This window comes from Microbacterium sp. oral taxon 186 str. F0373 (assembly GCF_000411455.1).
Classification (GTDB): domain Bacteria; phylum Actinomycetota; class Actinomycetes; order Actinomycetales; family Microbacteriaceae; genus Microbacterium.
On the sequence record NZ_KE150457.1, the window covers coordinates 1,610,533 to 1,634,443 of the forward strand.

17 protein-coding genes and 1 pseudogene are annotated in these 23,911 nt (G+C 71.3%); 13 read left to right on the forward strand and 5 right to left on the reverse strand.

Annotated features, from left to right (window positions below):
• The first annotated feature begins 4 nt into the window (after positions 1-4).
• Genes HMPREF1529_RS07530 through HMPREF1529_RS07560 form a run of 7 tightly spaced genes read left to right on the forward strand, consistent with a single transcriptional unit; the run spans position 5 to position 7,792 of the window.
• Positions 5-958: a carbohydrate ABC transporter permease gene (locus HMPREF1529_RS07530; RefSeq protein WP_016464362.1), complete on the forward strand. Its 954-nt coding sequence runs from the start codon at positions 5-7 to the stop codon at positions 956-958.
• Between the two features lie 12 nt (positions 959-970).
• The gene (locus HMPREF1529_RS07535; RefSeq protein ID WP_016464363.1) at positions 971-1,831 is read left to right on the forward strand and encodes a carbohydrate ABC transporter permease; all 861 of its coding nucleotides are present in this window, start codon (positions 971-973) and stop codon (positions 1,829-1,831) included.
• Positions 1,832-1,862: 31 nt separating this feature from the next.
• Positions 1,863-3,743: a glycoside hydrolase family 3 protein gene (locus HMPREF1529_RS07540; protein WP_016464364.1), complete on the forward strand. Its 1,881-nt coding sequence runs from the start codon at positions 1,863-1,865 to the stop codon at positions 3,741-3,743.
• 46 nt (positions 3,744-3,789) lie between these two features.
• A complete protein-coding gene (locus HMPREF1529_RS07545) occupies positions 3,790-4,965 on the forward strand; it encodes a LacI family DNA-binding transcriptional regulator (protein WP_051120826.1) in 1,176 nt (391 codons plus the stop codon).
• A gap of 49 nt (positions 4,966-5,014) precedes the next feature.
• A complete protein-coding gene (locus HMPREF1529_RS07550) occupies positions 5,015-6,430 on the forward strand; it encodes a ferredoxin reductase family protein (protein ID WP_016464366.1) in 1,416 nt (471 codons plus the stop codon).
• 19 nt (positions 6,431-6,449) lie between these two features.
• Complete coding sequence (locus HMPREF1529_RS07555) at positions 6,450-6,986, forward strand: FMN-binding protein (RefSeq protein WP_016464367.1); 537 nt, start codon at positions 6,450-6,452, stop codon at positions 6,984-6,986.
• The gene (locus HMPREF1529_RS07560) at positions 6,983-7,792 is read left to right on the forward strand and encodes an FAD:protein FMN transferase (protein WP_016464368.1); all 810 of its coding nucleotides are present in this window, start codon (positions 6,983-6,985) and stop codon (positions 7,790-7,792) included. The genes HMPREF1529_RS07555 and HMPREF1529_RS07560 overlap by 4 nt, the downstream gene beginning before the upstream one ends.
• A 5-nt stretch (positions 7,793-7,797) precedes the next feature.
• On the opposite strand, the gene HMPREF1529_RS07565 is transcribed toward HMPREF1529_RS07560, so the two are convergent.
• The 3 genes from HMPREF1529_RS07565 to HMPREF1529_RS07575 all read right to left on the reverse strand — a co-directional run bounded on the left by HMPREF1529_RS07565 (position 7,798) and on the right by HMPREF1529_RS07575 (position 11,058).
• A complete protein-coding gene (locus HMPREF1529_RS07565) occupies positions 7,798-8,790 on the reverse strand; it encodes a sensor histidine kinase (RefSeq protein WP_016464369.1) in 993 nt (330 codons plus the stop codon).
• Positions 8,787-9,461 (reverse strand): response regulator transcription factor, encoded by a 675-nt coding sequence (locus HMPREF1529_RS07570; RefSeq protein WP_016464370.1) that lies wholly within the window; start codon positions 9,459-9,461, stop codon positions 8,787-8,789. The genes HMPREF1529_RS07565 and HMPREF1529_RS07570 overlap by 4 nt, the downstream gene beginning before the upstream one ends.
• 64 nt (positions 9,462-9,525) lie before the next feature.
• The gene (locus tag HMPREF1529_RS07575) at positions 9,526-11,058 is read right to left on the reverse strand and encodes a helix-turn-helix domain-containing protein (protein WP_016464371.1); all 1,533 of its coding nucleotides are present in this window, start codon (positions 11,056-11,058) and stop codon (positions 9,526-9,528) included.
• A gap of 154 nt (positions 11,059-11,212) precedes the next feature.
• Here HMPREF1529_RS07575 and gabT point away from each other — a divergent pair, with 154 nt between their 5' ends.
• The 6 genes and pseudogenes from gabT (at position 11,213) to HMPREF1529_RS07605 (ending at position 19,257) form a co-directional block, all read left to right on the forward strand.
• Positions 11,213-12,562: a 4-aminobutyrate--2-oxoglutarate transaminase gene (gene gabT / locus HMPREF1529_RS07580; protein ID WP_157533870.1), complete on the forward strand. Its 1,350-nt coding sequence runs from the start codon at positions 11,213-11,215 to the stop codon at positions 12,560-12,562.
• 31 nt (positions 12,563-12,593) lie between these two features.
• A pseudogene (locus tag HMPREF1529_RS07585) lies at positions 12,594-13,958 on the forward strand (flavin monoamine oxidase family protein); the annotation flags it as partial.
• A complete protein-coding gene (locus HMPREF1529_RS07590; protein ID WP_005049986.1) occupies positions 13,955-14,839 on the forward strand; it encodes a universal stress protein in 885 nt (294 codons plus the stop codon). The pseudogene HMPREF1529_RS07585 and the gene HMPREF1529_RS07590, both read left to right, overlap by 4 nt.
• Positions 14,836-16,389, forward strand: coding sequence for an APC family permease (locus HMPREF1529_RS07595; protein ID WP_016464374.1), 1,554 nt, complete (start codon positions 14,836-14,838; stop codon positions 16,387-16,389). The genes HMPREF1529_RS07590 and HMPREF1529_RS07595 overlap by 4 nt, the downstream gene beginning before the upstream one ends.
• Entirely contained in the window at positions 16,386-17,840 is a 1,455-nt protein-coding gene (locus HMPREF1529_RS07600) for an NAD-dependent succinate-semialdehyde dehydrogenase (RefSeq protein ID WP_016464375.1), read from the forward strand. Before HMPREF1529_RS07595 ends, HMPREF1529_RS07600 begins: the two co-directional genes overlap by 4 nt.
• 52 nt (positions 17,841-17,892) lie before the next feature.
• Entirely contained in the window at positions 17,893-19,257 is a 1,365-nt protein-coding gene (locus HMPREF1529_RS07605; RefSeq protein WP_016464376.1) for an NAD-dependent succinate-semialdehyde dehydrogenase, read from the forward strand.
• 23 nt (positions 19,258-19,280) lie between these two features.
• On the opposite strand, the gene HMPREF1529_RS07610 is transcribed toward HMPREF1529_RS07605, so the two are convergent.
• Together HMPREF1529_RS07610 and HMPREF1529_RS07615 are read right to left on the reverse strand one after the other, a co-directional pair.
• Positions 19,281-22,082: a tetratricopeptide repeat protein gene (locus HMPREF1529_RS07610; protein ID WP_016464377.1), complete on the reverse strand. Its 2,802-nt coding sequence runs from the start codon at positions 22,080-22,082 to the stop codon at positions 19,281-19,283.
• Positions 22,079-23,911 carry an HSP90 family protein gene (locus tag HMPREF1529_RS07615; RefSeq protein WP_016464378.1) on the reverse strand — a complete coding sequence of 611 codons (1,833 nt, stop codon included), beginning with the start codon at positions 23,909-23,911 and terminating at the stop codon, positions 22,079-22,081. The genes HMPREF1529_RS07610 and HMPREF1529_RS07615 overlap by 4 nt, the downstream gene beginning before the upstream one ends.

Sequence of the window (23,911 nt, forward strand, 5' to 3'; positions counted from 1 at the left end):
CCAGATGACGCAGGCATCACTGGCCGCGACCGGAGCGGCCGTCGCCGTCACCGGTCGCGGCCGTGGTCGCCGGCGCGGGTCGTCCCGCCGCCGGCGTCAAGGATGGATCGCGTGGGGGTTCGCCCTCCCGTTCGTGATCGTGTTCGCGCTGTTCATGATCGTGCCGATCGTGGGCTCGTTCGCCATGTCGTTCACCGACTTCCGCGCGCAGGACATCCGCTCTCCGTTCTCTGTCGACTTCGTGGGCCTCGACCAGTACGTCAAGGTGCTGAGCGACCCCACGTTCCTGAAGTCCATCGGCGTCACGGCGACCTTCGTCGTCGTCGGCATCCCGGTGACGATGGCGGTCGCGCTGGCGCTCGCTCTCGCGCTGAACTCCGGCGGCGGACGCATCGTGTCCTTCCTGCGGGTCGGCTTCTACGCCCCCGTGGTGACCAGCATCGTGGCTGTCGCGGTGGTCTGGCGCTACATCCTTCAGCCCGACGGACTTCTCAACAGTGCGCTCGCGCTCATCGGCATCCACGGGCCCGACTGGCTCAACGACACCACGTGGGCCCTTCCCTCGCTGATCGCGACGGCGGTCTGGCGCAACGTGGGAACGCTCATGGTGATCTTCCTCGCCGGGCTTCAGGCGATCCCGACCGACGTGAAGGAGGCCGCCATGATGGACGGCGCCTCCGCGTGGCGGCGGCTCACCTCGGTCACCCTGCCGATGCTGCGCCCGACGCTCCTGCTCGGTGCCGTGCTCATCTCGGTGGGCTTCCTGCAGTTCTTCGAGGAGGCCTTCGTCATGACGCAGGGCGGACCGCTCGATTCGACCCTGTCGGTGGCCTATTACACGTTCAAGCAGTTCGGCTTCGGGCAGTACGGCGTCGCCTCGGCGGCCAGCTACATCCTGTTCCTCGCCATCGCGCTGCTGAGCCTGCTGCAGTTCCGACTGCTGCGGACGAAGGACTGAGAGGACCTCGTCATGACCGCTCCTGCCATCGCCCGCCCGCCGCGGCGTGCCCGTCGCGTCTTCACCGGCCGCGCCGTCACCTACACCGTGCTGGTCGTCGGGCTCATCGTCTGGATGCTGCCGTTCGCCTGGATGCTGCTGGGCTCCGTCAAGACCCAGTCGGAGATCCTGCAGCGCCCGCCCACCTGGTGGCCGCGCGAGTTCACGTGGGACAACTTCGCCCAGTGGTTCGGTCCGCTGGACATCGGCCGCTTCTTCACCAACAGCATCGTCGTGGCCCTGCTGACCGTGCTCGGAAACCTCGTGTTCTGCTCGATGGTCGGCTACGCGCTGGCGAAGATGGACTTCCCCGGTAAGAAGATCCTGTTCGCCGTCGTGCTGGTGACCCTCATGGTGCCGGGCGTCGTCACGTTCGTGCCGCTGTTCGTCATGGTGTCCTCGCTGGGGCTGACCAGCAGCTACGCGGCGTTGATCCTGCCGTTCATCACGACGCCGCTCGGGGTGTTCCTGATGCGCCAGTTCATGCTCGGCATCCCCGACGAGCTCATCGAGGCCGCGCGCATCGACGGGGCCGGAGAGCTGCGGATCTTCGCCCGGGTGGTCATGCCGCTGTGCGGGCCGCCGCTGGCGACGCTCGGCATCCTCACCTTCCTCGCGTCGTGGAACAACTTCCTGTGGCCGCTCGTCGCGGCCCAGACCGAGAACATGTACACGCTCCCGGTGGCGCTCTCGCTGTACTCGACCGGACAGAACGCGACCGACTACGGCCTGCTGCTGGCGGGGTCCGTGCTCGTGATCGCGCCGATCCTGCTGCTGTTCGTCTTCCTGCAGCGCTACTTCATCCAGGGCGTCGCCACGACCGGGCTCAAGTGAGCCCCCGCGACCCGCCTCGAGAAAGAGAATCATGACCCCCACGTATCTCACCGCGCCCGACGGCGCCCGCTTCCGCGACCTCAACGGCAACGGGGTGATGGATCGGTACGAGGATCCGCGCCTGAGCGCCGACGAGCGCGCCGCCGATCTCGTGGCCCGGATGAGCCTGGAGGAGAAGTGCGGGCTGATGTTCCAGACCGTCATCGAGGTGGGGGAGGAGGGCGAGCTGCTGGAGGCGCCCGGGCGCATCTCGAAGTCGCCGACGACCACGGTCGTCCGGGGCAAACACCTGTCGCACTTCAACGTGCACGCCATCCGCTCCGCCCGGCAGGCCGCCGTCTGGAACAACAACCTGCAGGCCCTGGCCGCGCAGACCCCGCACGGGGTGCCCGTCACCGTCAGCACCGATCCGCGGCACGCGTTCGTCGAGAACACCGGCGTGGGCTTCGCCGCCGGCCCGTTCTCGCAGTGGCCGGAGGGTCTCGGACTGGCGGCGATCGACGACGTCGAGACGGTGCGCCGGTTCGCCGACGTCGCGCGGCAGGAGTACCGCGCCGTCGGCATCCGCGCCGCCCTGCACCCCCAGATCGACCTCGCGACCGAGCCCCGCTGGGGGCGGCAGGCCCAGACCCTCGGGCAGGATGCCGCGCGGGTCGCCGAGTTCACCGCCGCCTATCTGCAGGGCTTCCAGGGCGATGAGCTGGGTCCGGACAGCGTCGCCTGCACCACGAAGCACTTCCCCGGCGGCGGCCCGCAGAAGGACGGCGAGGACGCGCACTTCCCGTATGGCCGCGAGCAGGTCTACCCCGGCGGCATGTTCGAGTACCACCTCGAGCCGTTCCGTGAGGCGATCCGGCGCGGTACCGCGGCGATGATGCCGTACTACGGCATGCCCGTCGGGTTGGAGCGCGACGGCGTGCCGATCGAGGAGGTCGGCTTCGGCTACAACCGCCAGATCGTGACCGACCTGCTGCGCGGCGAGCTCGGCTTCGACGGGGTCGTCGTCACCGACTGGGAGCTCGTCAACGACAACCACGTGGGTGACCAGGTGCTGCCGGCGCGCGCGTGGGGCGTCGAGGAGCTGTCGCCGAGCGAGCGGATGCTCAAGATCCTGGATGCCGGGGCCGACCAGTTCGGCGGCGAGGAGTGCGTCGACCTGCTGATCGATCTCGTGCGCGCCGGTCGCGTCACCGAGGAGCGCATCGACGTGTCGGCACACCGCATCCTGCGGGTGAAGTTCCAGCTGGGCCTGTTCGACGACCCGTTCGTCGACCCCGACGCGGCCGAGCGCATCGTCGGCAACGCGCAGTTCCGGGCGGAGGGGGAGCGGGCGCAGGCGCGTTCGTTGACGGTGGTGCAGAACCGTCCGACGCGGGACGCGGATCACCCGGTGCTGCCGCTGAGCGGAGCCGGGCGCCGGGTGTACGTCGAGGGGTTCCGCCCCGAAGACGTCGCCGAGCTGGGCGAGATCGTCGCCGACCCCGCCGCCGCGGATCTCGCGCTGGTGCGTCTCGGCGCCCCGTTCGAGCCGCGCGACGATCTCTTCCTCGAGGCCTGGTTCCACCAGGGCTCGCTCGAGTTCCCGCCCGGGCGCGTCTACCGCATGCGACGGATCGCGCAGCAGTGCCCGCTGGTGCTCGTCGTCAACCTCGACCGGCCCGGCATCCTCACACCGTTTGCGGAGTTCGCGTCGGCGATCGTCGTCGACTTCGGCAGCTCCGCGCGCGCCGTGCTCGATGTGCTCACCGGTCGTGTCGCTCCCGAGGGGCGCCTGCCGGTGGAACTGCCGCGGTCGATGGATGCCGTGCGCGCCGCTCGCGAAGATGTACCGTCGGATACGGGTGATCCGCTGTTCGCGGTGCACTTCGGTCTCGAGCTGGCGGTACCGGCGGGACAACGCGCCGACCGGTGACGCGCACGCGAGCCGTCGCAGGCCGACGATGACGAAGGGACAGCCGATGAGTGATGCCGCCTCGCGCCGTCCGACGGTCTACGACGTCGCACAGGAGGCGGGGGTCTCGATCGCCTCCGTGTCGTTCGCCTTCCGACGCCCCGAGCGGATCAGCGAAGCCACGCGCGAGCGGGTGCTGGCCGCCGCGCGGCGGTTGGGGTACGCCCCGAGCGCGGCCGCGCGCGGGCTCGCGAACGGGCGTACCGGCACCCTCGGCCTGCACGCGTTCGACCTCATGCTCGAGCGGGCCGACCCGCGCGACGTCACACCCCCGCGATCCGATGCGCGCTCGCCGCTGGATGCCGCGTCGATCATCCCGTGGTCGCAGTCCGACGACGAGACCCTCGCCGACCCGCGCGCGTTCCCGCTCTACGTCGACGAGGTGCAGCGCGGCTTCGCGCTCGAATGCTGGATGCTCGGACGGCCCGTCATGCTCTCCAGCGGCTCCGACAGCGACGTGTCGGTCGCCGATACGGCGGGCCGGGTCGACGGACTGGCCATCTTCCCGTCGCCGGTGCTGCCGGCGGCCCTGCTGCGGATGCCCGCGACGATCCCGACCGTGCTGTTCAGTGTCGCTCCCGGCGACGATCCCCATCACCGCGTTCGCGTGGACAACGCCGGAGGGATGAGTGCGCTGATCGACCACCTCGTCGGCGACCACCAGTACGACGACGTCGCCTTCGTCGGGCGCCAGGAGGGCTTCGACAACTCCGAACGCTTTCGGGAGTACCGGGCGTCGCTGATGCGGTGGGGTCTGCGTCCCCGTGACGAGCCGATCGACGGCACCGTGCGCGGTCCGCATCGGATGCTCGAGCAGCTCGGCGCGCTCCACGTCCGCGGTGCGCTGCCGCGTGTTCTCGTCTGCGCGAGCGACCAGCACGCCCTCATGGCGCTGGATGCGCTCGCCGGCCTCGGCGTGCGCGTGCCCGACGAGGTGGCCGTCACCGGGTTCGACGGCATCCTGGCCGGTCGGCTCAGCACGCCGACACTCACCTCCGTGCGCCAGCCGATGGAGGCGATGGGGCGCGCCGCCGCCCGCATCCTCGCCGGCACCGCCGGTGCGCTGCCCGACGGGCACGCCCGCTTCGACGCGGTGTTCGCGCCGCGGGTCGTGCTGCGGCGCAGCTGCGGATGTCGATCGTCCGTGTCGGCGGGCTATCAGATTCCTATGGATGCCGCGTGAGCCGCTGATTCTTGGCCTTGTCTCAGAGCCGGTCGGCGACGCTCGACGCATGACCACACAGGCCGCCACGCGATCCACATTCATCGCCGCCGTGCCGCGCGTCGGCATCCGCTCGCGCCGCCCCCTCTGGCGGCTGCTCGCGATCGGCGTCATCTGGGCGACGAGCCTGTTCGTCGTCGCGCTGTGGATCGCCGGTGGCGCCGTGCAGGACCTGCGGGCGATGGATGCCGACACCTTGAACACGCTGGGGCGGATCACTGGTCTCGTCTCGGCGAATCTGCTGCTGTACCAGGTGCTGCTGATGGCGCGCGTGCCGCTGTTCGAGCGAGCCTTCGGGCGCGATGCGATCACGCGGATGCACCGCTGGGTCGGCTTCTGGTCGTTCTGGCTGCTGCTGGCCCACATCGCCCTGCTGGTGGTCGGCTACGCCGCCCAGGCCGGTGTCAACGTGATCGCCCAGCTGTGGGACTTCGTCGGGAACTACCCCGGGATGATGCTCGCGACGGCGGGAACGGGCCTGCTGGTGCTCGTCGTGGTGACCAGCATCCGCCGAGCGCGGCGTGCCATGCGCTACGAGTCGTGGCACCTGCTGCACCTGTACGGGTACCTCGGTGTCGGGCTGGCGATTCCGCACATGCTGTGGACCGGCGCCGATTTCGCCGCGCATCCGCTCGCCGAGGTGTACTGGTGGGGACTGTGGGCGGCGACCGCCGCCGCGGTCATCGTCTTCCGCGTGGCGCTGCCGCTGTGGCGCTCCGCGCGTCACGACATCCGCGTCGTCGCCGTCGAGGCAGACGGGCCGGTGGGCGTCGTGGTCCGCATGCGCGGACGCGGCTTGGAGCGCCTCGGCGCCCGCGCCGGTCAGTTCTTCGTCTGGCGGTTTCTGGGCGCACCCGGCTGGACGCGCGGAGTCCCGCTGTCGCTGGCGGCCGACCCCCGCCGCGGCGAACTCGTCGTCGCGGCCCGCATGGTCGGCGACGGGACGCGCCGGTTGGCGACTCTCCGCCGGGGCACGCGCGTGTTGATCGAAGGGCCCTACGGCGAGTTCACGGGCGAGGCGCGGACGCGGCGGGGGATCGTCATGATGGGTGCCGGCGCCGGCGTCGCACCCCTCGTCTCGCTTCTCGAGGCCGAGCCGTATGCGCCCGGCGAGGCGATCCTGATCACTCGCGACCATGCGGCGGCCGAGTCGATGCGCGTGCGCGAGATCGAGCGCCTGGTCGCGCGCCGGGGCCTGCACCACGTGGCTCTGCACGGTCCGCGCCGCCGCGCCGGATCGACGTGGCTGCCGGTGACGTTCGCCGATGGGCGTGGTGCGGAGATGCTGCGGCGGATGGTGCCCGGCATCCACGATCACGACGTCTACCTCTGCGGCCCCGAGCCGTGGATGGCCTCGGTGCGTCGCGACCTGCGGGCTGCCGGGGTGCCGGCCGCTCAAATCCACAGCGAAGCCTTCGGCGTCTGAGTTCAGAGAGGACACCACCATGAAGAGAATCGTCTACGCCCTGCTCGCGACCGTCAGCGGCCTCGTGCTGCTGTTCAGCTATCGCACCTCCCTTCCCGAGGACGCGGCCGTCGCCGCACCGCTGAACGCGAATCGCACGGACGCCACCCGCGTCACCCCGGCTCCGGCGTCGCCGTCGGCCGGGACCTCGTCGACCACGACGACCCCCGGCGGGTCGAGTTCGAGCTCGTCGTCGGGGGCGACCTCTTCGACGACGACCACGTCGAAGAGCGGGCTCGCCGACGGCACGTTCACGGGCTCCGCGGTCAACACGCGCTACGGGGCGCTGCAGGTGCAGATCACCGTCTCGGGCGGCGTGATCACCGACGTGCAGACGCCGGCCTACCCCGATTACAGCAGCCGCGACCGTCAGATCAACCAGGACGCCCTGCCGCAGCTGATCTCCGAGACGCTCTCGGCGCAGAGCGCGCAGATCGACATGGTCTCGGGGGCGACGTACACGAGCACCGGGTATCTCGACTCCCTCCAGTCGGCGATCGACCAGGCTTCGGCATGAGCGACCCGAGCCGTCGGGCCTGGACGGCGGAAGTCATGGGCACCACGGCCAGCATCCACGTCATCGGCGCGGCGTCCGCGAGCAGGACGGCGGCGGATGCCGCGGCATCCACCGTCGCGATGCTCCGCGAGCTGGAGGCGATCTTCTCGACGTACCGCGCGGATTCGGAGCTCTCGCGCCTGCGCCGCGGCGAGCTGACCTTCGCCGACGCCGATCCGCGGCTGACGGAAGTGGCGGATGCCTGTCGACGCCTCGAGGGGGCGACCGGTGGGCGCTTCAGCGCCTTCTGGCGCGAAGGCTTCGACCCCACCGGCTACGTGAAGGGGTGGGCGACCGAGCGTGCGGCGACGGCGCATCTGGAGCCGCTGCTCGCGGTGGCCGGTGTGACGGCCGTCGGCATCAACGTCGGCGGCGACCTGAGGGTGTGGACCGCCCCCGGCGCGCGCTGGTCGTGGAGCGTGGGGATCGCCGACCCGGCACGGCAGGGGGCGGTCCTCGCGACGCTGCGGGTGCGAAACGGCGCCGTCGCGACCTCCGGCACCGCAGAGCGCGGCGCCCACCTCGTCGACCCGCGCTCCGGCGTGCCCGTGTCGACTGCGGTGAGTGCGACGGTCGTCGCGGACGACCTCACCACCGCCGACGTGTGGGCGACCGCCCTCGCCGTCGCCGGCGACGAGGACGCCGGGTGGCTGTGGGACGCACCACTGCGCTCGGCGATGACGGTCACCGCCGTCGGTGTCCGTCGGTGGGTCGCCGGCGTCGGCATCGAGACCGTCGCGGCGACCAGCGTCGCGACCGCTGCCTGAGAGCCTCACGGCACTTGCGGCACCCAGAGCAGCATGGTGGTGCCGGCTGGCGACGTCCGCTCGATCTCGATCCGGCCCCCGGCGGCCTCGGCCGCCTCGCGCACGAGCGCGAGACCCAGTCCGAAGCCGCGGCGCCGACCCGACTCCGGACCGCGGGCGAAGCGCTCGAAGATGCGTTCACGATCGTCGTCGGCAATCCCGGGGCCGCCGTCGCGAACCCGGATCGCCACGCCCCGCCCGTCCGATCGCGCCGACAGTGCGACCTCGCCGCCGGCCGTGGTGTGCTGCACCGCGTTGTCGAGCAGTGCGACGCAGAGCCGGTCGAGCGTGACGCGGGGAAGGCGCACCCGCAGGCCGGCGCCGGCATCGTCGTCGACGCCGAGGCTGATGCGCACACCGGCCTCCTCGGCGAGCGGTGCCACCGTCGCAGCCGCGGCCCGCAGCGCCGCGTCGACCGTCGCCGGCTCGGCATCCGTCGCCGCCCCCTCCGCTGTCAGCAGCATGTCGGTGAGCACGGCATCCATGACCGACGCATCGGCGCGCAGCGCCGCGAGCGTGTCGGAAAGGTCCTCGCCGCGCCGGTGGCGGCGCTCAAGGATCTGCGTGCGGCTCGTCAGGGCGGTCAGCGGCGTGCGGATCTCGTGGCTCGCGTCGGCGACGAAGCGGCGCTGCAGGCGCAGCGCATCGGCGAGCGGGGCCACCGCGCGTCGCGCGGCGAACCAGGCGACCAGGGCGAGCAGCGCGACTCCGGCGAGGCCCAGCAGGACGACCCAGGGGAGAATGTGGTCGACGTCGACCACGATGCGGTCGCCGTCCGGCGGTCGGATGCGCCCCCCGCCGTCGCCGTCTCGGTGCAGTTCGGGGCGGGCGGACAGCAGCAGCACGGCCACCAGGATCGCCACGCCCGCCGTCACCACCACGGCCGACGCGGCCCCGACGAGCAGGCCGACGTGCGCCGCGGCGCGACGGATGCGGCGGCGGTCCGTCTCGTCGCTCACGCGGGGCTCCCCGCGCGGTAGCCGCGCCCACGGACGGTCTCGATGATCTCGGGCGACGCCTTGCGGCGGATGTAGTGCACGTAGGTGTCGACCGAGCTCAGTGCATCATCGGAGGAGAAGACGGCACGGAGGATCTCGTCGCGGGAGAAGACGTGCTCGGGGCTCTCGCTCAGCAGCGCCACCAGGCGCGCCTCGGTCGCCGTCAGCGTGACGCGTTCGCCGCCGTCGCCGTAGAGGGTGCGCGACTCGGCGACGAAGGTCCAGTCGCCGAGGTGGCGCCGACGTCCCTCGGCGTGGTGACCGCGCACGAGGGCGCGCAGTCGCGCGAGCAGCTCCTCGAAGTCGAACGGCTTGACGAGGTAGTCGTTTGCGCCGCTGTCGAGGCCGTCGACCCGGTCGGCGACGGCACCGAGAGCCGTCAGCAGCAGCACCGGCGTGGTGAGGCGTGCGGTGCGCATCGCCTGAACGATCTCCACGCCGTCCAGCCCGGGCAGGCGCCGGTCGACGACCAGCACGTCGAAGCGCTCGGCGAGCACGCGCTCCCGTGCGGCGAGGCCATCGGTCAGGTGCGTGACGTCATAGACCTCGGAGAGCACCTCGACCGTCATCCCCGCGATCGTCGGGTCGTCTTCGACGTAGAGCAGGCGTGGCCGTGCACCGTCGCGGGTCATCGCTCCTCCGATCCTCGCCGCCACCATTCACCCACATCCGCGCCAAGAATCCGCCAAGACCGCATCACCCGGCGGCGACGAGCGCGGCCCACAGCTCCGCACGCGCCGGAAAGCTCGACAGATCCACACCCAGCAGTTGCTGCGCCTGCGCCACCCTGGCGCGCACCGTATGGCGATGGATGCCGAGAGCCCGCGCGGCCTCGTCGATGCGCGCGTCGTGGGTGAGCCAGGTGCGCACGGTCTCCACGAGCGCAGTGCCCTGGGCCTGATCGTGCGCCCGCAGCGGGCGCAGCCGCGCGTCGGCGAGGGCGCGGGCGGCAGGGGAGTCGAGGCTCGACAGCACGCCGGCGGCATCCGCGAAGCGCGCGACGGTGCCGCTCACGGCGGTGCGCAGCGCGGTGAGGGCCTGCGCGTGGGCGCGGGAGAATCCGCTGTAGTCGCTGGGCTCCGAAAGCCCCACCGCGGCATCCAGCAGATCCGCGAGCGCGGTGGGCGCGCCCTCGTCGTCGGCGGAGACGACGAGGACGAGGCCGTCGCCGCTGCGCGCGTAGAACAGGCCGCCGCGTTCGGCGGCCTGCAGCTCGAGCCAGTCGACGGCGGCGTCGGTGCGGTTGGCGGCGACGGCGGCGACCCCGACCACGACGGGGCTCGCCGGCAACGGGCCCCACAGCTCGCGCGAGACGCGCCGCGCCAGGTGCGGGTCGTCGTCGAGGAGCGTCTGCAGCAGTCCGGCTCGCAGCGCTGCGCGGGCGCGGCCGAGTCCCACGTTCTGCTCGAGGGCGAGGCCTGCCATCGCGATGACCGACGTCACGACACTGCGTCCCTCCAGGTCGAGGTCGGCGCCGACGATTGCGATGAGTCCGCGGAGGTGCCCTCCACGGCCGAGGGTCTGCATCGTGACGCGTCGATCATCGATCTCGAGCGTCGACGCCGCACGCGCCCCGCGGCGCAGCACGGCACCGGCTTCTGTCGTGACGGCGGCGACGGCTCCGTCGTCGAGGGCGTCGGCGGGGGCGCTCTGGGTCAGGGTGCCGGCGGCGTCGAACAGTCCGACCCACGCGCCGAGTTGAGACGCGAGCTCGGCGACGGTCGCCGCCAGCCCGTCCGGACGCAGTGCGGCGAGCGAGATCGCCCGTTGCGCCGACAGCGCCCAGGTGCGACGGGCATACGCCTGCGCGGCGATGGCTTCGGCGTTCGCCCGTGCCAGCGCGATGAACGGCGTGCGGTAGGGCACCTCGAACAGCGGCATCCGCTGCGCGGCGCAGGCGAGAACGAGCGCGGGCGGGATGCCGTCGCGCACCACCTCGGTGCCGAACCCCAACCCGCGCACACCGCGGGCGCGCAGGCGCGCCACGTAGGCGGCGGCGTCATCGCCCGATTCGCCGTCGGCGCCGGCTCCGACGAACTGCGTGCCCGTCGTCAGCAGCAGCAGGTCATCGGCGAGGAAGGGAGTGGGGTCGATGAGGTCGGAGCTGTGCACCCACCGCAGCGGCGCGTCCAGCGCTCCCTCGTCGAGATCGTCGGGGCGGGAGGCGAGCCGCAGGTCGAGGTCGCGGCGCGCGAGAAGGGCGCGCAGGGTCGGCTGCGTCTCGGTCATGGGCGGCAGCCTCCTCCGTGGCGCGGTCCTCGGTCGATCCGGGGCCGGTGCCCGACGACGGGCACGACGTGACTGTACGCCGCGTATGTGCCTGATCACAGAATGTACACGGCGGAGGGTGTGGCTCGGCATCCGAGGCTCATACGCTCCCGGCATGAGCATCATCGACAGCGCCGTCGTCGGCGGTCCGTCCCTGGCGCAGGAGCGCCGTCTCGTCACCGCGATCCCCGGCCCCCGGTCGCAGGAACTTCTGGCGCGCAAGAGCGCCGCCGTCGCAGCGGGCGTCGCGCACACGGTGCCCATCGAAGCCGTCGCCGCCGGCGGGGGCGTCGTGGTCGACGCCGACGGCAACTCGCTCATCGACCTCGGCAGTGGCATCGCCGTCACGAGCGTGGGCAACGCCCACCCGGGCGTCGTGGCGGCCGTCCAGGCCGCCGTCGCGCAGATGACGCACACCTGCTTCATGATCTCGCCGTACGAGTCGTACGTGGCCGTCGCCGAGAAGCTCAACCGTCTCACGCCCGGCGACCACGCGAAGAAGTCGGCGCTGTTCAACTCCGGCGCGGAAGCCGTCGAGAACGCGATCAAGATCGCCCGCAAGGCCACCGGCCGTTCGGCCGTCGTCGCGTTCGACCACGCTTACCACGGCCGCACCAATCTCACGATGGCCCTCACGGCGAAGTCGATGCCGTACAAGAGCGGATTCGGTCCGTTCGCCTCCGAGGTCTACCGCGTTCCGGCCTCGTACCCGCTGCGCGACGGGCTGAGCGGTGCGGATGCCGCTGCCAAGGCCATCTCGTTGATCGAGAAGCAGATCGGCGCCGACAACCTTGCGGCCGTCATCATCGAACCGATCCAGGGCGAGGGCGGCTTCATCGTGCCCGCCGAGGGATTCCTTCCCGCGGTCGTCGACTGGTGCCGCGCCCACGGCGTCGTCTTCATCGCCGACGAGGTGCAGACGGGCTTCGCCCGCACCGGAGCGATGTTCGCGAGCGAACTGTTCGGCATCGTGCCGGACCTCATCACGACGGCCAAGGGCATCGCGGGCGGCATGCCGCTGGCGGCGGTCACCGGTCGCGCCGAGATCATGGATGCCACCCACGGAGGGGGCCTCGGCGGCACCTACGGCGGCAACCCGGTCGCCTGCGCGGCGGCGATCGCCGCGATCGACGCCTTCGAGAACGACGGGATGCTCGAGCGGGCGCGCGAGATCGGGGGGATCCTCCGCGCCCGCTTCGAGTCCCTGCAGCAGTCCGACGCGCGCATCGGCGAGGTGCGCGGAGCCGGCGCGATGATCGCGGTCGAGTTCGTCGACCCCGAGACGAAGGCCCCGGATGCCGCCCTGACCTCCGCCGTCGCGAAGGCGGCGATCGCGGAGGGCGTGATCGTCCTCACCTGCGGCACCTACGGCAACGTCATCCGCTTCCTGCCGCCTCTGTCGATCTCCGACGAGCTGCTCACCGAGGGCGTCGACGTCGTCGCCGCCGCCCTCGCCGCCCACTGACCCGCCCCGGCCCCGCGCCTACAGAGGAGACACAATGACCGAGATCACGCGCGACGTCGTCGTCATCGGCGCCGGAGCGGCGGGACTGACCGCCGCCAACCAGCTCAAGAAGGCGGGGCTGTCGGTCGCCGTGCTCGAAGCCCGCGACCGCGTCGGCGGGCGTCTGTGGACCGACACGATCGAGGGTGCGATGCTCGAGATCGGCGGCCAGTGGGTCTCGCCCGACCAGGATGCGCTCAAGGAGACCATCGCGGAGCTGGGGCTGGAGACCTTCGACCGCTACCGCGACGGCGACAGCGTGTACATCGGACCCGATGGCATCGCCCACCGCTACACCGGCGAGATGTTCCCCGTGAGCGCCGAGACCGAGAAGACCATCGCCGAGGTCACCGCACGCCTCGACGCGATGGTCGCCGAGATCGACCCCGACCGCCCCTGGGCCCATCCGCAGGCGGCGCAGTGGGACACCGTCTCCTGGGATGCGTGGCTGCGCGAGCAGACCGAGGACGACGAGGCCATCCGCAACCTCGCCTTCCCCACCGGATCGGCGATGCTCACGAAGCCGACCCATTCCTTCTCACTGCTGCAGTCGCTGCTGATGGCGGCATCCGCCGGAAGCTACACGAACCTCGTCGACGCCGACTTCATCCTCGACAAGCGCGTCGTCGGCGGACTGCAGCAGGTGCCGCTGCTGTTGGCCGAGCGCCTGGGCGACGACGTCTTCCTGGGCCAGCCGGTGCGTACCCTGGAGTACTCCGAGGGAGAGGGCGTCGTGGCCGTCGCCGACGGTGTCACCGTTCGCGCCCGCCACGCGATCCTGGCGCTCGCGCCGGTGCTGTACAACCGCATCTCGTTCGTGCCGCCGCTGCCGCGTCTGCAGCATCAGATGCACCAGCACATCTCGATGGGCTTCGTCATCAAGGTGCACGCCGTCTACGAGACGCCCTTCTGGCGAGAGAAGGGCCTGTCGGGCACGGCGTTCAGCCCCTACGAGCTCTCGCACGAGGCCTACGACAACACGAACCACGGCGATGAGCGCGGAACCCTCGTGGGCTTCGTCTCCGACCGCACGGCCGACGACCTGTTCCGCCTCAGCGCCGAGGAGCGCAAGGAGCGCATCCTCGAGTCGCTCAGCCACTACTACGGCCCCGAGGCGAAGGATCCGGTCGTCTACTACGAGAGCGACTGGGGCAGCGAGGAGTGGACGCGCGGCGCGTACGCGGCATCGTTCGACCTCGGCGGCCTGCACCGTTACGGGGCCGACCTGCGCACCCCCGTCGGACCGATCCACTTCGCCTGCAGCGACATGGCCGGCGCCGGCTACCAGCACGTCGACGGAGCCATCCGCATGGGGCGCCTCGCGGCGCAGCAGATCCTGGACGAGGTCCACACGTGAGCGGGCACGTCGTCGTCGGATACACCGCGACCAAGCCCGGACGCGACGCCGTCGCGTTCGCCGCGCGGCTCGCGGCGGCCCTCGACGCCGTGCTCGACGTCGCGATCATCCTGCCCAGCTCCGACCGCAGCGTCATCACGCCCCCGGATGCCGGGTACGAACGGCACCTGCACGCGCAGGCGCAGACCTGGATCGCCCAGGCGATCGATCGGATCCCCGCCGACGTCGTCGCGCACGCCCATGTGCGCCCGGCCGAGTCGTTCGCCGAGGGCCTCATCGAGATCGCCGACGAACTGGGTGCCTCGTACATCGTGGTCGGCGCCGCCGACGGCGCCTCGCGCGGCCGGCACCGCCTCGGCTCGACGACGAGCGAGCTGCTGCACTCGTCGGATGTGCCGGTCGTCCTCGTCCCGCGGGGGGCACGCAAGATCGCGCCCGAGACCGGCATCACCCGGCTGACGGTCGCGATCGGCATGCGGCCCGGGGCCGACGCCCTCATCGCCGAGACCGCAGCGCTCGCGGAGACCCTCGGCGTGCCCGTCCGACTGCTCTCCCTGCTGCCGGTCGATCTTCCGCCGTCCGCCGACACGGGCGCCATCCGCCTCGCCGGCACGACGAAGGCCGACGAGGTGCTCGCGGCGGCTCGGGCGGAGCTTCCTGGCGGCCTGCACACCGACGTCGCGGTCGCCGCCGGCGACAGCATCGAGGAGGCCGTGTCCTACCTCGACTGGCAGCCGGGTGAACTCGTGCTCGTCGGCTCGAGCCGCCTCGCGCAGCCGCGCCGCCTGTTCCTCGGCTCGACCGCGGCGAAGATGCTGCACGAGATCACCGTGCCGGTGATCGTCGTCCCCCGAACCCACTCCGAGGAGTCTCGACGATGAGCACACCCTCCACGACCGACGCCGCCTCCACGACCGGGGCTCTCTCCAGCAAGGGACTCAGCGCCGGCACGATCGGCCTGATCGGCGCCGTCGTCATCGGGATCTCCTGCATCGCCCCGGCGTACACGTTCACGGCGGCCGTCGGCCCCACGGCATCCGCGGTGGGCGCGCAGATCCCGGCGATCATCCTCGTGGGATTCATCCCGATGCTCCTGGTCGCCTTCGGCTACCGCGAGCTCAACAACCGCATGCCGGATGCCGGGACCAGCTTCACCTGGGCGGCGCGCGCCTTCGGACCGTGGGTCGGCTGGATGGCCGGGTGGGGACTCGTGGTCGCCACGATCCTCGTGCTGTCGAACCTGGCCGGCGTCGCCGTGGACTTCCTCTTCTTGCTGCTGTCGCAGGTGACGGGCAACGCCGAGATCGCCGACCTCGCGTCGAACACGTGGATCAACGTGGGCGTGTGTCTTCTGTTCATGCTCGCGGCCACCTTCATCTCCTACCGCGACATGCAGACCACCCAGAAGCTGCAGTACGTGCTCGTGACCTTCCAGGTCGCCGTGCTGCTGTTCTTCGCGATCGCCGCCATCGTCGAGGCCGTCAGCGGCAAGGGCTTCGACGTCCAGCCGTTCGAAATCGGCTGGTTCAACCCGTTCGCCGTCAGCTCGTTCAGCGCGTTCGCCGCGGGCCTGTCGCTGTCGATCTTCATCTTCTGGGGGTGGGACGTCACCCTCACCATGAACGAGGAGACGAAGGACCCCGAGAGGACGCCGGGTCGTGCAGCGACCATCACGGTGCTGACGATCGTCTCGATCTACCTCCTGCTGGCCGTCGCGATGATCATGTACGCCGGGGTCGGCACGGGGGAGCTGGGTCTGGGCAACGAGGACATCCAGGGCAACGTGTTCTTCCACCTGTCCGGACCGATCCTCGGGCCACTCGCCTTCCTCGTGTCGCTCGCGGTGCTCACCTCGTCGGCGTCGTCGCTGCAGTCGACGTTCGTGGGACCGGCGCGCACGCTCCTGTCGATGGGACACTACGGCGCCCTCCCGCCGGCGTTCGCGCGGGTCAGCCCGCGCTTCTTCACGCCCGGCTTCGCCACGATCGTGTCGGCGGTGGTCGCCTCCGCGTTCTACGCGGTCATGCGCGTGGTGAGTGAGAACACCCTCTGGGACACGATCCTCACGCTCGGCATGATGATCTGCTTCTACTACGGCATCACGGCTTTCGCGTGCGTCTGGTACTTCCGCAAGCAGTGGTTCGACTCGGTGCGCACCGTCTTCTTCACGTTCCTGTTCCCGCTCGTGGGCGGCGTGATCCTCGGCATCCTGTTCTTCACGACGCTCATCGACTCCATGAAACCCGAGTACGGCTCCGGCGCCAACGTCGGCGGCGTCGGGATCGTCTTCATCCTCGGCATGCTCATCATCGTGGTGGGTATCGCCCTCATGATCTGGCAGTCGGTGACACGTCCCGCGTTCTTCCGCGGCGAGACCCTCGCCACGGACGCCCCTGCCAGCACCCGTCGCCTGAAGGAGGCCGCACGTTGATCACGCAAAGCGCACTGCTCGAGAAGGTTCCCCGCGGGCTGTTCATCGGCGGCGAGTGGGTCGCCGGCTCGGCCGGCACCTTCCCCGTCGTCGATCCCGCGACCGGTGAGACCCTGGTCGAGATCGCCGACGCGTCGCCCGAAGACGGCATCCGCGCCCTGGACGCGGCGGTCGCGGCTCAGGAGGAGTGGGCGGCGACCGCGCCGCGGCGCCGCAGCGACATCCTCCGCCGGGCATTCGACCTGCTGATGGAGCGCGCCGACGAGATCGCCCTGCTGATGACCCTCGAGATGGGCAAGCCTCTCGCGGAGGCGCGCGGCGAGATCACCTACGGCGGCGAGTTCCTGCGCTGGTTCAGCGAGGAGGCGGTGCGCATCTCGGGCCGGTTCGGCTCGAACCCCGAGGGCACGGGACGCATGATCGTCAGCCAGCGCCCCGTCGGACCGTGCTTCTTCATCACCCCGTGGAACTTCCCGCTCGCGATGGCCACCCGCAAGATCGCCCCGGCGCTCGCCGCCGGCTGCACGGTGGTCATCAAGCCGGCCGAGCTCACCCCACTGACGACGCTCGCCTTCGTCGACATCCTGGTCGAGGCGGGCCTTCCGGCGGGGGTCGTCAACGTCGTCACCACGACCCGCTCGGGGGCGCTCTCGGCGCCGATCATCGCCGACCCGCGCCTGCGCAAGCTCTCCTTCACCGGCTCGACGCCGGTCGGCAAGAAGCTCATCGCCCAGGCGGCCGAGGGCGTACTGCGCGTGTCGATGGAGCTGGGCGGCAACGCCCCGTTCGTCGTGTTCGACGACGCCGACCTCGACAAGGCCGTCGACGGCGCGATGCTCGCCAAGTTCCGCAACATCGGCCAGGCGTGCACCGCCGCCAACCGCTTCATCGTGCACGCGTCCGTCGCCGAGGAGTTCGCCCGTCGCGTCACCGAGCGGGTCGCCGCGATGCGCGTGGGCCGCGGAACCGAGGACGGCGTGCAGATCGGTCCGCTCATCGACCGCAAGGCCGTCGAGGGCGCCGAGGCGCTCGTCTCGGATGCCGTCGCGCGCGGTGCACGCCTGCTCGCCGGCGGATCGGCCATCGATGGCCCGGGGACGTTCTTCGAGCCCACCGTGATCACGGACGTGGCCGGCGGCAGCGACATCCTCCGCGAGGAGATCTTCGGCCCGGTGCTGGCGATCGCCACGTTCAGCGACGAGGAGGAGGCCGTGCGCCTCGCCAACGACACGGAGTACGGTCTGGTGTCCTACGTCTTCACCGAGGATCTCGCGCGCGGCATGCGGATGATCGACCGTCTGGAAACCGGCATGATGGGCCTGAACGCGGGCGTCGTCTCCAACGCGGCGGCGCCGTTCGGCGGTGTCAAGCAGTCCGGAGTGGGCCGTGAGGGGGGCCTCGAAGGCATCCACGAGTTCCTCTCGATCAAGTACACGCTGATCCCCGCCTGATCCCTGCCCCTGACGCCACCCGACCCTCGGTCGACACGAACGGAGAACGACGATGACGTATGCGGTTGTGAACCCCGCCACCGGCGAGACGCTCGCCACCTACCCCGACTTCACGGCCGCCGAGGTCGAGGCCGCCGTCGCGGCCGCGCACGAGGCGGCCCAGACGTGGGGGCGCACCTCGACGCCGGCGGATCGTGCGGCGCTGCTGCGCCGCGTCGCCGAGCTGCACCGCGAGCGGCGCGACGAGCTGGCCGCGATCATCGTGCGGGAGATGGGCAAGCCTCTCGCCGCGGCGGAGGGCGAGGTCGACTTCGCCGCGGACATCACGCAGTTCTACGCCGATCACATCGGCGAGATCACCGGTGACCGGCCGATCGACATCCTCGGGGAGGGCACCGCGGTGATCCGCCGCTCGCCGCTGGGCGTGCTGCTGGGCATCATGCCGTGGAACTTCCCGTACTACCAGGTCGCGCGATTCGCGGCGCCGAACCTTGCGATCGGCAACACCATCCTGCTCAAGCACGCACCGCAATGCCCGCAGTCGGCCGCCGCGATCGCCCGGATCTACGCCGATGCGGGCTTCCCGGTCGGCGCGTACGTCGACGTCCGTCTGACCAACGACCAGGCGGCCGAGGTCATCGCCGATCGCCGTGTGCACGGCGTCTCGGTGACCGGCAGCGAGCGCGCGGGCGCCGCGGTCGCCGAGATCGCGGGGCGCAACCTCAAGAAGGTCGTGCTCGAGCTGGGCGGCTCCGACCCGTTCATCCTGCTGTCCACCGACGATCTCGACGCCGCGGTGCAGGCTGCCGTGGACGCACGCCTGGACAACAACGGGCAGTCCTGCAACGGCGCCAAGCGCTTCCTCGTCGCCGACGAGCTCTACGACGGTTTCGTCGAGAAGTTCGCCGCCGCTATGGACGCGGCGAAGGTCGGCGATCCGTTCGCCGAGGACACCGTGCTGGGGCCGCTGTCCTCGCTCGCCGCCGCCGAGCGGCTTCAGGACCAGGTCGATCGCGCCGTCGCGCAGGGAGCGACGGTGGTCACGGGAGGCTCGCGCGACGGGGCCTTCTTCCCCGGAACGGTCATCACGGGCGTGACGGCGGAGATGGACGCATACCGTGAGGAGTTCTTCGGACCCGTCGGCGTCGTCTATCGCGTCAGTGGTGAGGAGGAGGCGATCGAGATCGCCAACGGCACCGAGTTCGGACTCGGCTCCTATCTCTTCACCACCGACGAGGAGCAGGCGGCCCGCGTCGCCGATCGCATCGAGGCCGGCATGGTCTACGTCAACATCGTCCTCGCCGACTCGCCTGAGCTGCCCTTCGGCGGCATCAAGCGCAGCGGCACCGGACGCGAGATGGGTCTGCTCGCCGCCGAGGAGTTCGTCAACAAGAAGCTGATCCGCATCGCCGGCTGACGCTGCGGTGCTGTCGGCCCGGCTCAGGCCGGCAGCACCGCGCGCACCGCGGCGGCTTCGCCGTGACGACCGAGCGCCTCGAGCAGGTCACCGAGTTCGAGCGCGACCGCCTGCCGCAGCGGCTCCGCGTCGGTGGCGTGCTCGAACGCCGCGCGGTAGAGCGCAACGGCGTCGTCGGCGCGCTCGGCCTCGCGCAGCACCCGTGCCGCCAGCAGTTCGGAGCCTCCCGCGGATGCCGGATCGCCGGCATCCGCGAAGGTGTCGGCGGCCTGCAGCGCGGTGGCCACGGCGGCATCCGTCTGTCCCTGACCGACGAGCAGCCGGGCGCGCGTGTCGAGGACGTCGGCCACGAACCACGTCGCCTCGTGCCGACGGCCGAGCTCCAGCGCTTCGTCGATGAGCGTCACCGCCGCCTCGTCACCGCGCTGCTGATGCGCCTGCGCGAGCACGTGCAGCCCGTCGGCGAGCAGCCCCACCTCGTCGTCGTTGCCGCGGACGAGGCCGACCGCCTCGGTGAGAACCTCGATGGCGTCGTCCGTGGCGCCGAAGCGTGCGAGCAGGCGTCCTTGCTGTACCAGCGCGTACGCGCGGCCCACGGCATCCTCCGCCTCTTCTCGAAGATCGGCGGCGTACGCCCACGCGCCGACGGCGTTGCCGTACTCCTCGGCGGCGTGCAGCGCCTGGGCCAGCAGCACCGCGGTCAGGGCGCGCGAGCCCGGCTCGACGCCGCTCTCGCTCTCTTCGCGCAGCACGTCGTTGAGCATGTCGACCGCTTCGGCGGCATAGCCGGCGGCCAGCATCGCGCGACCCTGGCGGAAACGCACGTCGACGCTCGAGAGACCTACCGCGTCGCGCCGCTCGACCGCGACGCGGTAACGGCTCACTGCGGCGGCCGGCTGTCCGTCGTCCTCGTGCAGCATGGCCGCCAGCAGGAACATCTCCGAGACCATCGCATCGTCCACACCGATCGACACCGCGACCCGCGCCGCCTCATCGGCGGCGGCCGCACCGTCGGCGAACTCCTCGGCGACGCCGTGGAGCCGAGCCCGCGTCGCGAGCACGCGCACGCGACGGCCGTCCTCGAGCTCCTCGTCGTGCAGCAGCGCGTCCAGCAGGCCGGCGCTGCCAGCCGTGTCGCCGTCGGCAGCGACGGCGTCGGCCTCCAGCAGCCGCATGCCGTGGGCTCGGCGGGCGTCGCCGGACTGGGCGAACAGGGCGGACGCGGTGCGGGCGGGCTCCACGGCGTCGGCAGGGGCGCCCGCCCACATCCGACCGATCGCGAGCGTCGACAGCAGATCGGCGCGCTCGAGGGGGTGGCCGTCACCGAGCGCGTCGAGCTCGTCCTGCACCCGTGGCAGCGACTCGACGAGGTCGACGCCGAAGAGCACGAGACCGAGGCGTTCCTCGAGCCCGGCCTGCACATCGCGGCCCTCTTCCCGCAGCGCCGCGAGGCGGGCCGGCAGCTCCGCCGCCGCCTCATCCGTACGGCCGTAGGAGCACAGGGCCGACAGCAGGTGCGAGCTCAGAGCGATGCGGTCCTCACCGACGGCATCGGGGAGTGCCGCACGGATCGCGTCGATCGCTGCGCTCGATCCGGCTCCGGTCAGCACGAGGGCGTGCGTCACGCGCTCCTCGGGCGTCTGCGGCGAGGGTGTCGGGGAGACGGCGAGCGCGGAGAACTCGTGCGAATGGATCGGCACGTCGTAGCGCTCGCTCGCGGCGTCCCGCAGGCGGGTGAGGGCGAGCCGGTGCGCGTCGGTGCCGTTGCGCGCGTCGAACGCGTCGGCGATCGCGTCGGCGAGTTCCCACGCGCGGGAGGAGAGCGCGGCCGCCGTCCACGCTCCGTCGTGCGCGCCGAACAGCGTGCTGAGCTCGTCGGCGTCGGAGCCGCGCACCGGGGTGTCGGGGTGGCCCGCGGCGGCCACCGCGTCCAGGCCCACGGCGAACGATGCGAGAGCGGTCTCGTGCGCCGCGGCATCCAGCCCGTCGTGGACGAGCCAGGGCAGGTGCTTCTCCACCAGAGCCAGGGCGCGGGCCTCGTTGCCCGTCACGGCGCAGAAGACGACGTTGTCGGCGATGATCGCGAGGTTGGCGGGGTTGTCCTTGGCGAGCCGGTAGCTGCGCAGATGCGCGGCGCGCGCCTGGTCGAGCATGCCGGCGCGCAGGTAGGGCAGAAGGATGCGGGCGAGGGCGTGCTCGGGCTCCTCGCCGCACGAGAACCCGCCGTCGATCATCTCCTGCACCAGACGGATGGCGTCGTCCTCGCGTCCCGTCTCGGCGAAGAAGCCGGCGAACTGGCTGCGCACGCACGCGTCGCAGTGGCTGTAGTCGTCACGCGGCGTCGCCTCCAGCGTGCGCTGCAGCGCGGTCGCCTCCTCGACGCGTCCTGCCGACCAGGCGTCTTCGAAGCGCGCCATCAGCACGCCCGATTCTCCGACCCCCGCGCGGCGATAGTGCTCGTGCATGTCGTCGAGCACTGCGGCGATCTGCGCAGGGGCGAACTCGGGGGAGTTGGACAACGCGCCCGCCATCCACTTGTACTGCCAGAGCAGATCACCGGCGGGCTCCAGCACCGCGGGAAAGCGCTCGGGGTCGCCGTCGTGGTGAGCCAGGCACCACGCGAACGAGGTCAGCATGAGGTCGGTGTCGCCCGCCATGTTCGCGCTCGAAGTCTGGCGCAGCCGCGCTTCGTACTCGAGGCGCTCGTCACCGCTCTCCTGCGCCAACGCGACCGCCTCGGTGACCAGAGCCCGCTCCTCGGGGCCCCAGGGTGTGCGGTCGATGTCGTCGAAGAGGGCGCGGATGCGGGTGGCGTAGCTCGTCATGATTCTCCTTGTTCTTCGTCGTTGCCCGCGCGCAGGGCGTGACCGAGCAGCTCCGACAGCGATGCGGTCATGAGCGCGCGGTCCGCCGCGCCGAGGGGGTGGTGTCCGGCCAGCAGCGACTGCACGTAGAGCAGTCGCACGCTCAGGGCGAAGACCCGGTCGCCCGCGTCGGCGGGCGTTGCGGCCAGCCGCCGCACGAGGTCGTTGTTCCAGTTCAGGCACAGCCGCGACGCGGGGGCCGCCCCGCGGTCCCCGGCTCCGGCGACCGCGGCGGCACGGTCGAGCACACCTCCCCACAGGGCCCCGCCGGCGCTGCGGGCGCGCCCGCGGTCGAGCGCGCGCAGCACCGCCGGGTCCGAGACGAACAACCCCGGCAGCTCGGTGCGCTCGAACACGCGCACGATGACCTCGACATCGGCCAGTGCTGTCGCGGCGCGCCGCTCGAGGGCGACCGCCGCGTCGCGATCGTCCAGTGGGGGAAGGTCGAGCCGGTCGATCTCGTCGACGACGTCGACACGCTCGACGGTGACCTCGGGGAACAGAGCCGGCAGCAGACGCACGAGATCGGCGTCGTACACATAGCCGCCGTCCACGAGCACACCGCTCGTGTCGGCGACGCTCGCGACCTGGCGGAACTCGTCGACCGTCTCGGTGTAGCGCACGTGCGGATAGCGCCGCACGAGCTCCTCGATGCGCAGACGCCCCTGGGTGGTCTCCACCGACAGCCATCGCACGATGAAGCGGGCGAGCTCGTCGTCGTGGCGCACGAGCGACTTCAGCGCCACCTCGTGGATCGCCACGAACTGCGCCAGGCGCACCGGGTCGTGCAGCGCGAGCTCGAGGATCCACCGGCGGATGCCGTCGCCGAGCTCTCGCCGCGTCTGCTCGAGGGCATCGTCATCGACGAGCGACTCCCGACTGGCGGTGGGGTGCAGTCCCTCCGAATCGATCACGGCCCGGGCGAAGAACGCCCAGTCGGGGAGGATGTCGTCGGCCCGCTCGGTCAGGAGCATCCGGTGCAGGTAGACGCGTGTGCTCTGCCGCGCCGACGGGGGCGGGGCGTAGGGCAGGACGTAGGCGACCCCGCGGGTCTGGGTGGCGGGCACAGACAGTGCGATGGCGTCGAGCGGCTCGGCGCCGATGAGGTCGCGGCCGTAGGCGAGACGCGCGTCGCGGTCGTCCGCGAGGAACGGCGGCTCCGTGGTGATGGTCATCTCGCCGCCGGCGGGCAGGTCGACCACGATGGTCACCGGCAGATAGGCGGCGAACGTCTCGGCGAGCTCGCGCACCGTCGCCGTCTCGACCAGTGCCCGCGTCTCGGAGCGTGGGGTCAGGTGCACGCTCGTGCCGACGGGGATGTCCTGCGTGCACGGGCCGACGCGGAACGTGCCGTCGGAGTGTCCCATCCACTCCACGGCTTCGCCGGTGACCGCGCTGCGGGAGCGGATGACGATGGTGTCGCAGACCATGAAGCACGACAGCATCCCGATGCCGAACTGCCCCAGGTAGCCCCCGCGCGGCAGGTCGAAGATGTCGCGTTTCGAGCTGCGTCCGACGGTGGCGAGGAGGTCGGCGACCTCGGCTGCGGTCAGGCCCACGCCGTCGTCACGCAGGACGAACTCGTCGGATGCCGCGCTGACCGGTGTGATCCGCACCCGACCGCCTCTGCCGTCGATGCTGCGGCGGGCGCTGATCGCGTCGACCGCGTTCTGCAGCAACTCGCGCAGGTACACCCGGGGGCCGGAGTAGATGTGCCGGCTGAGCAGGTCGATGACTCCGCGCAGGTCGACCTGGAACTGATGGGCGGCGGCGTTCTCGTTCAGCGTCAT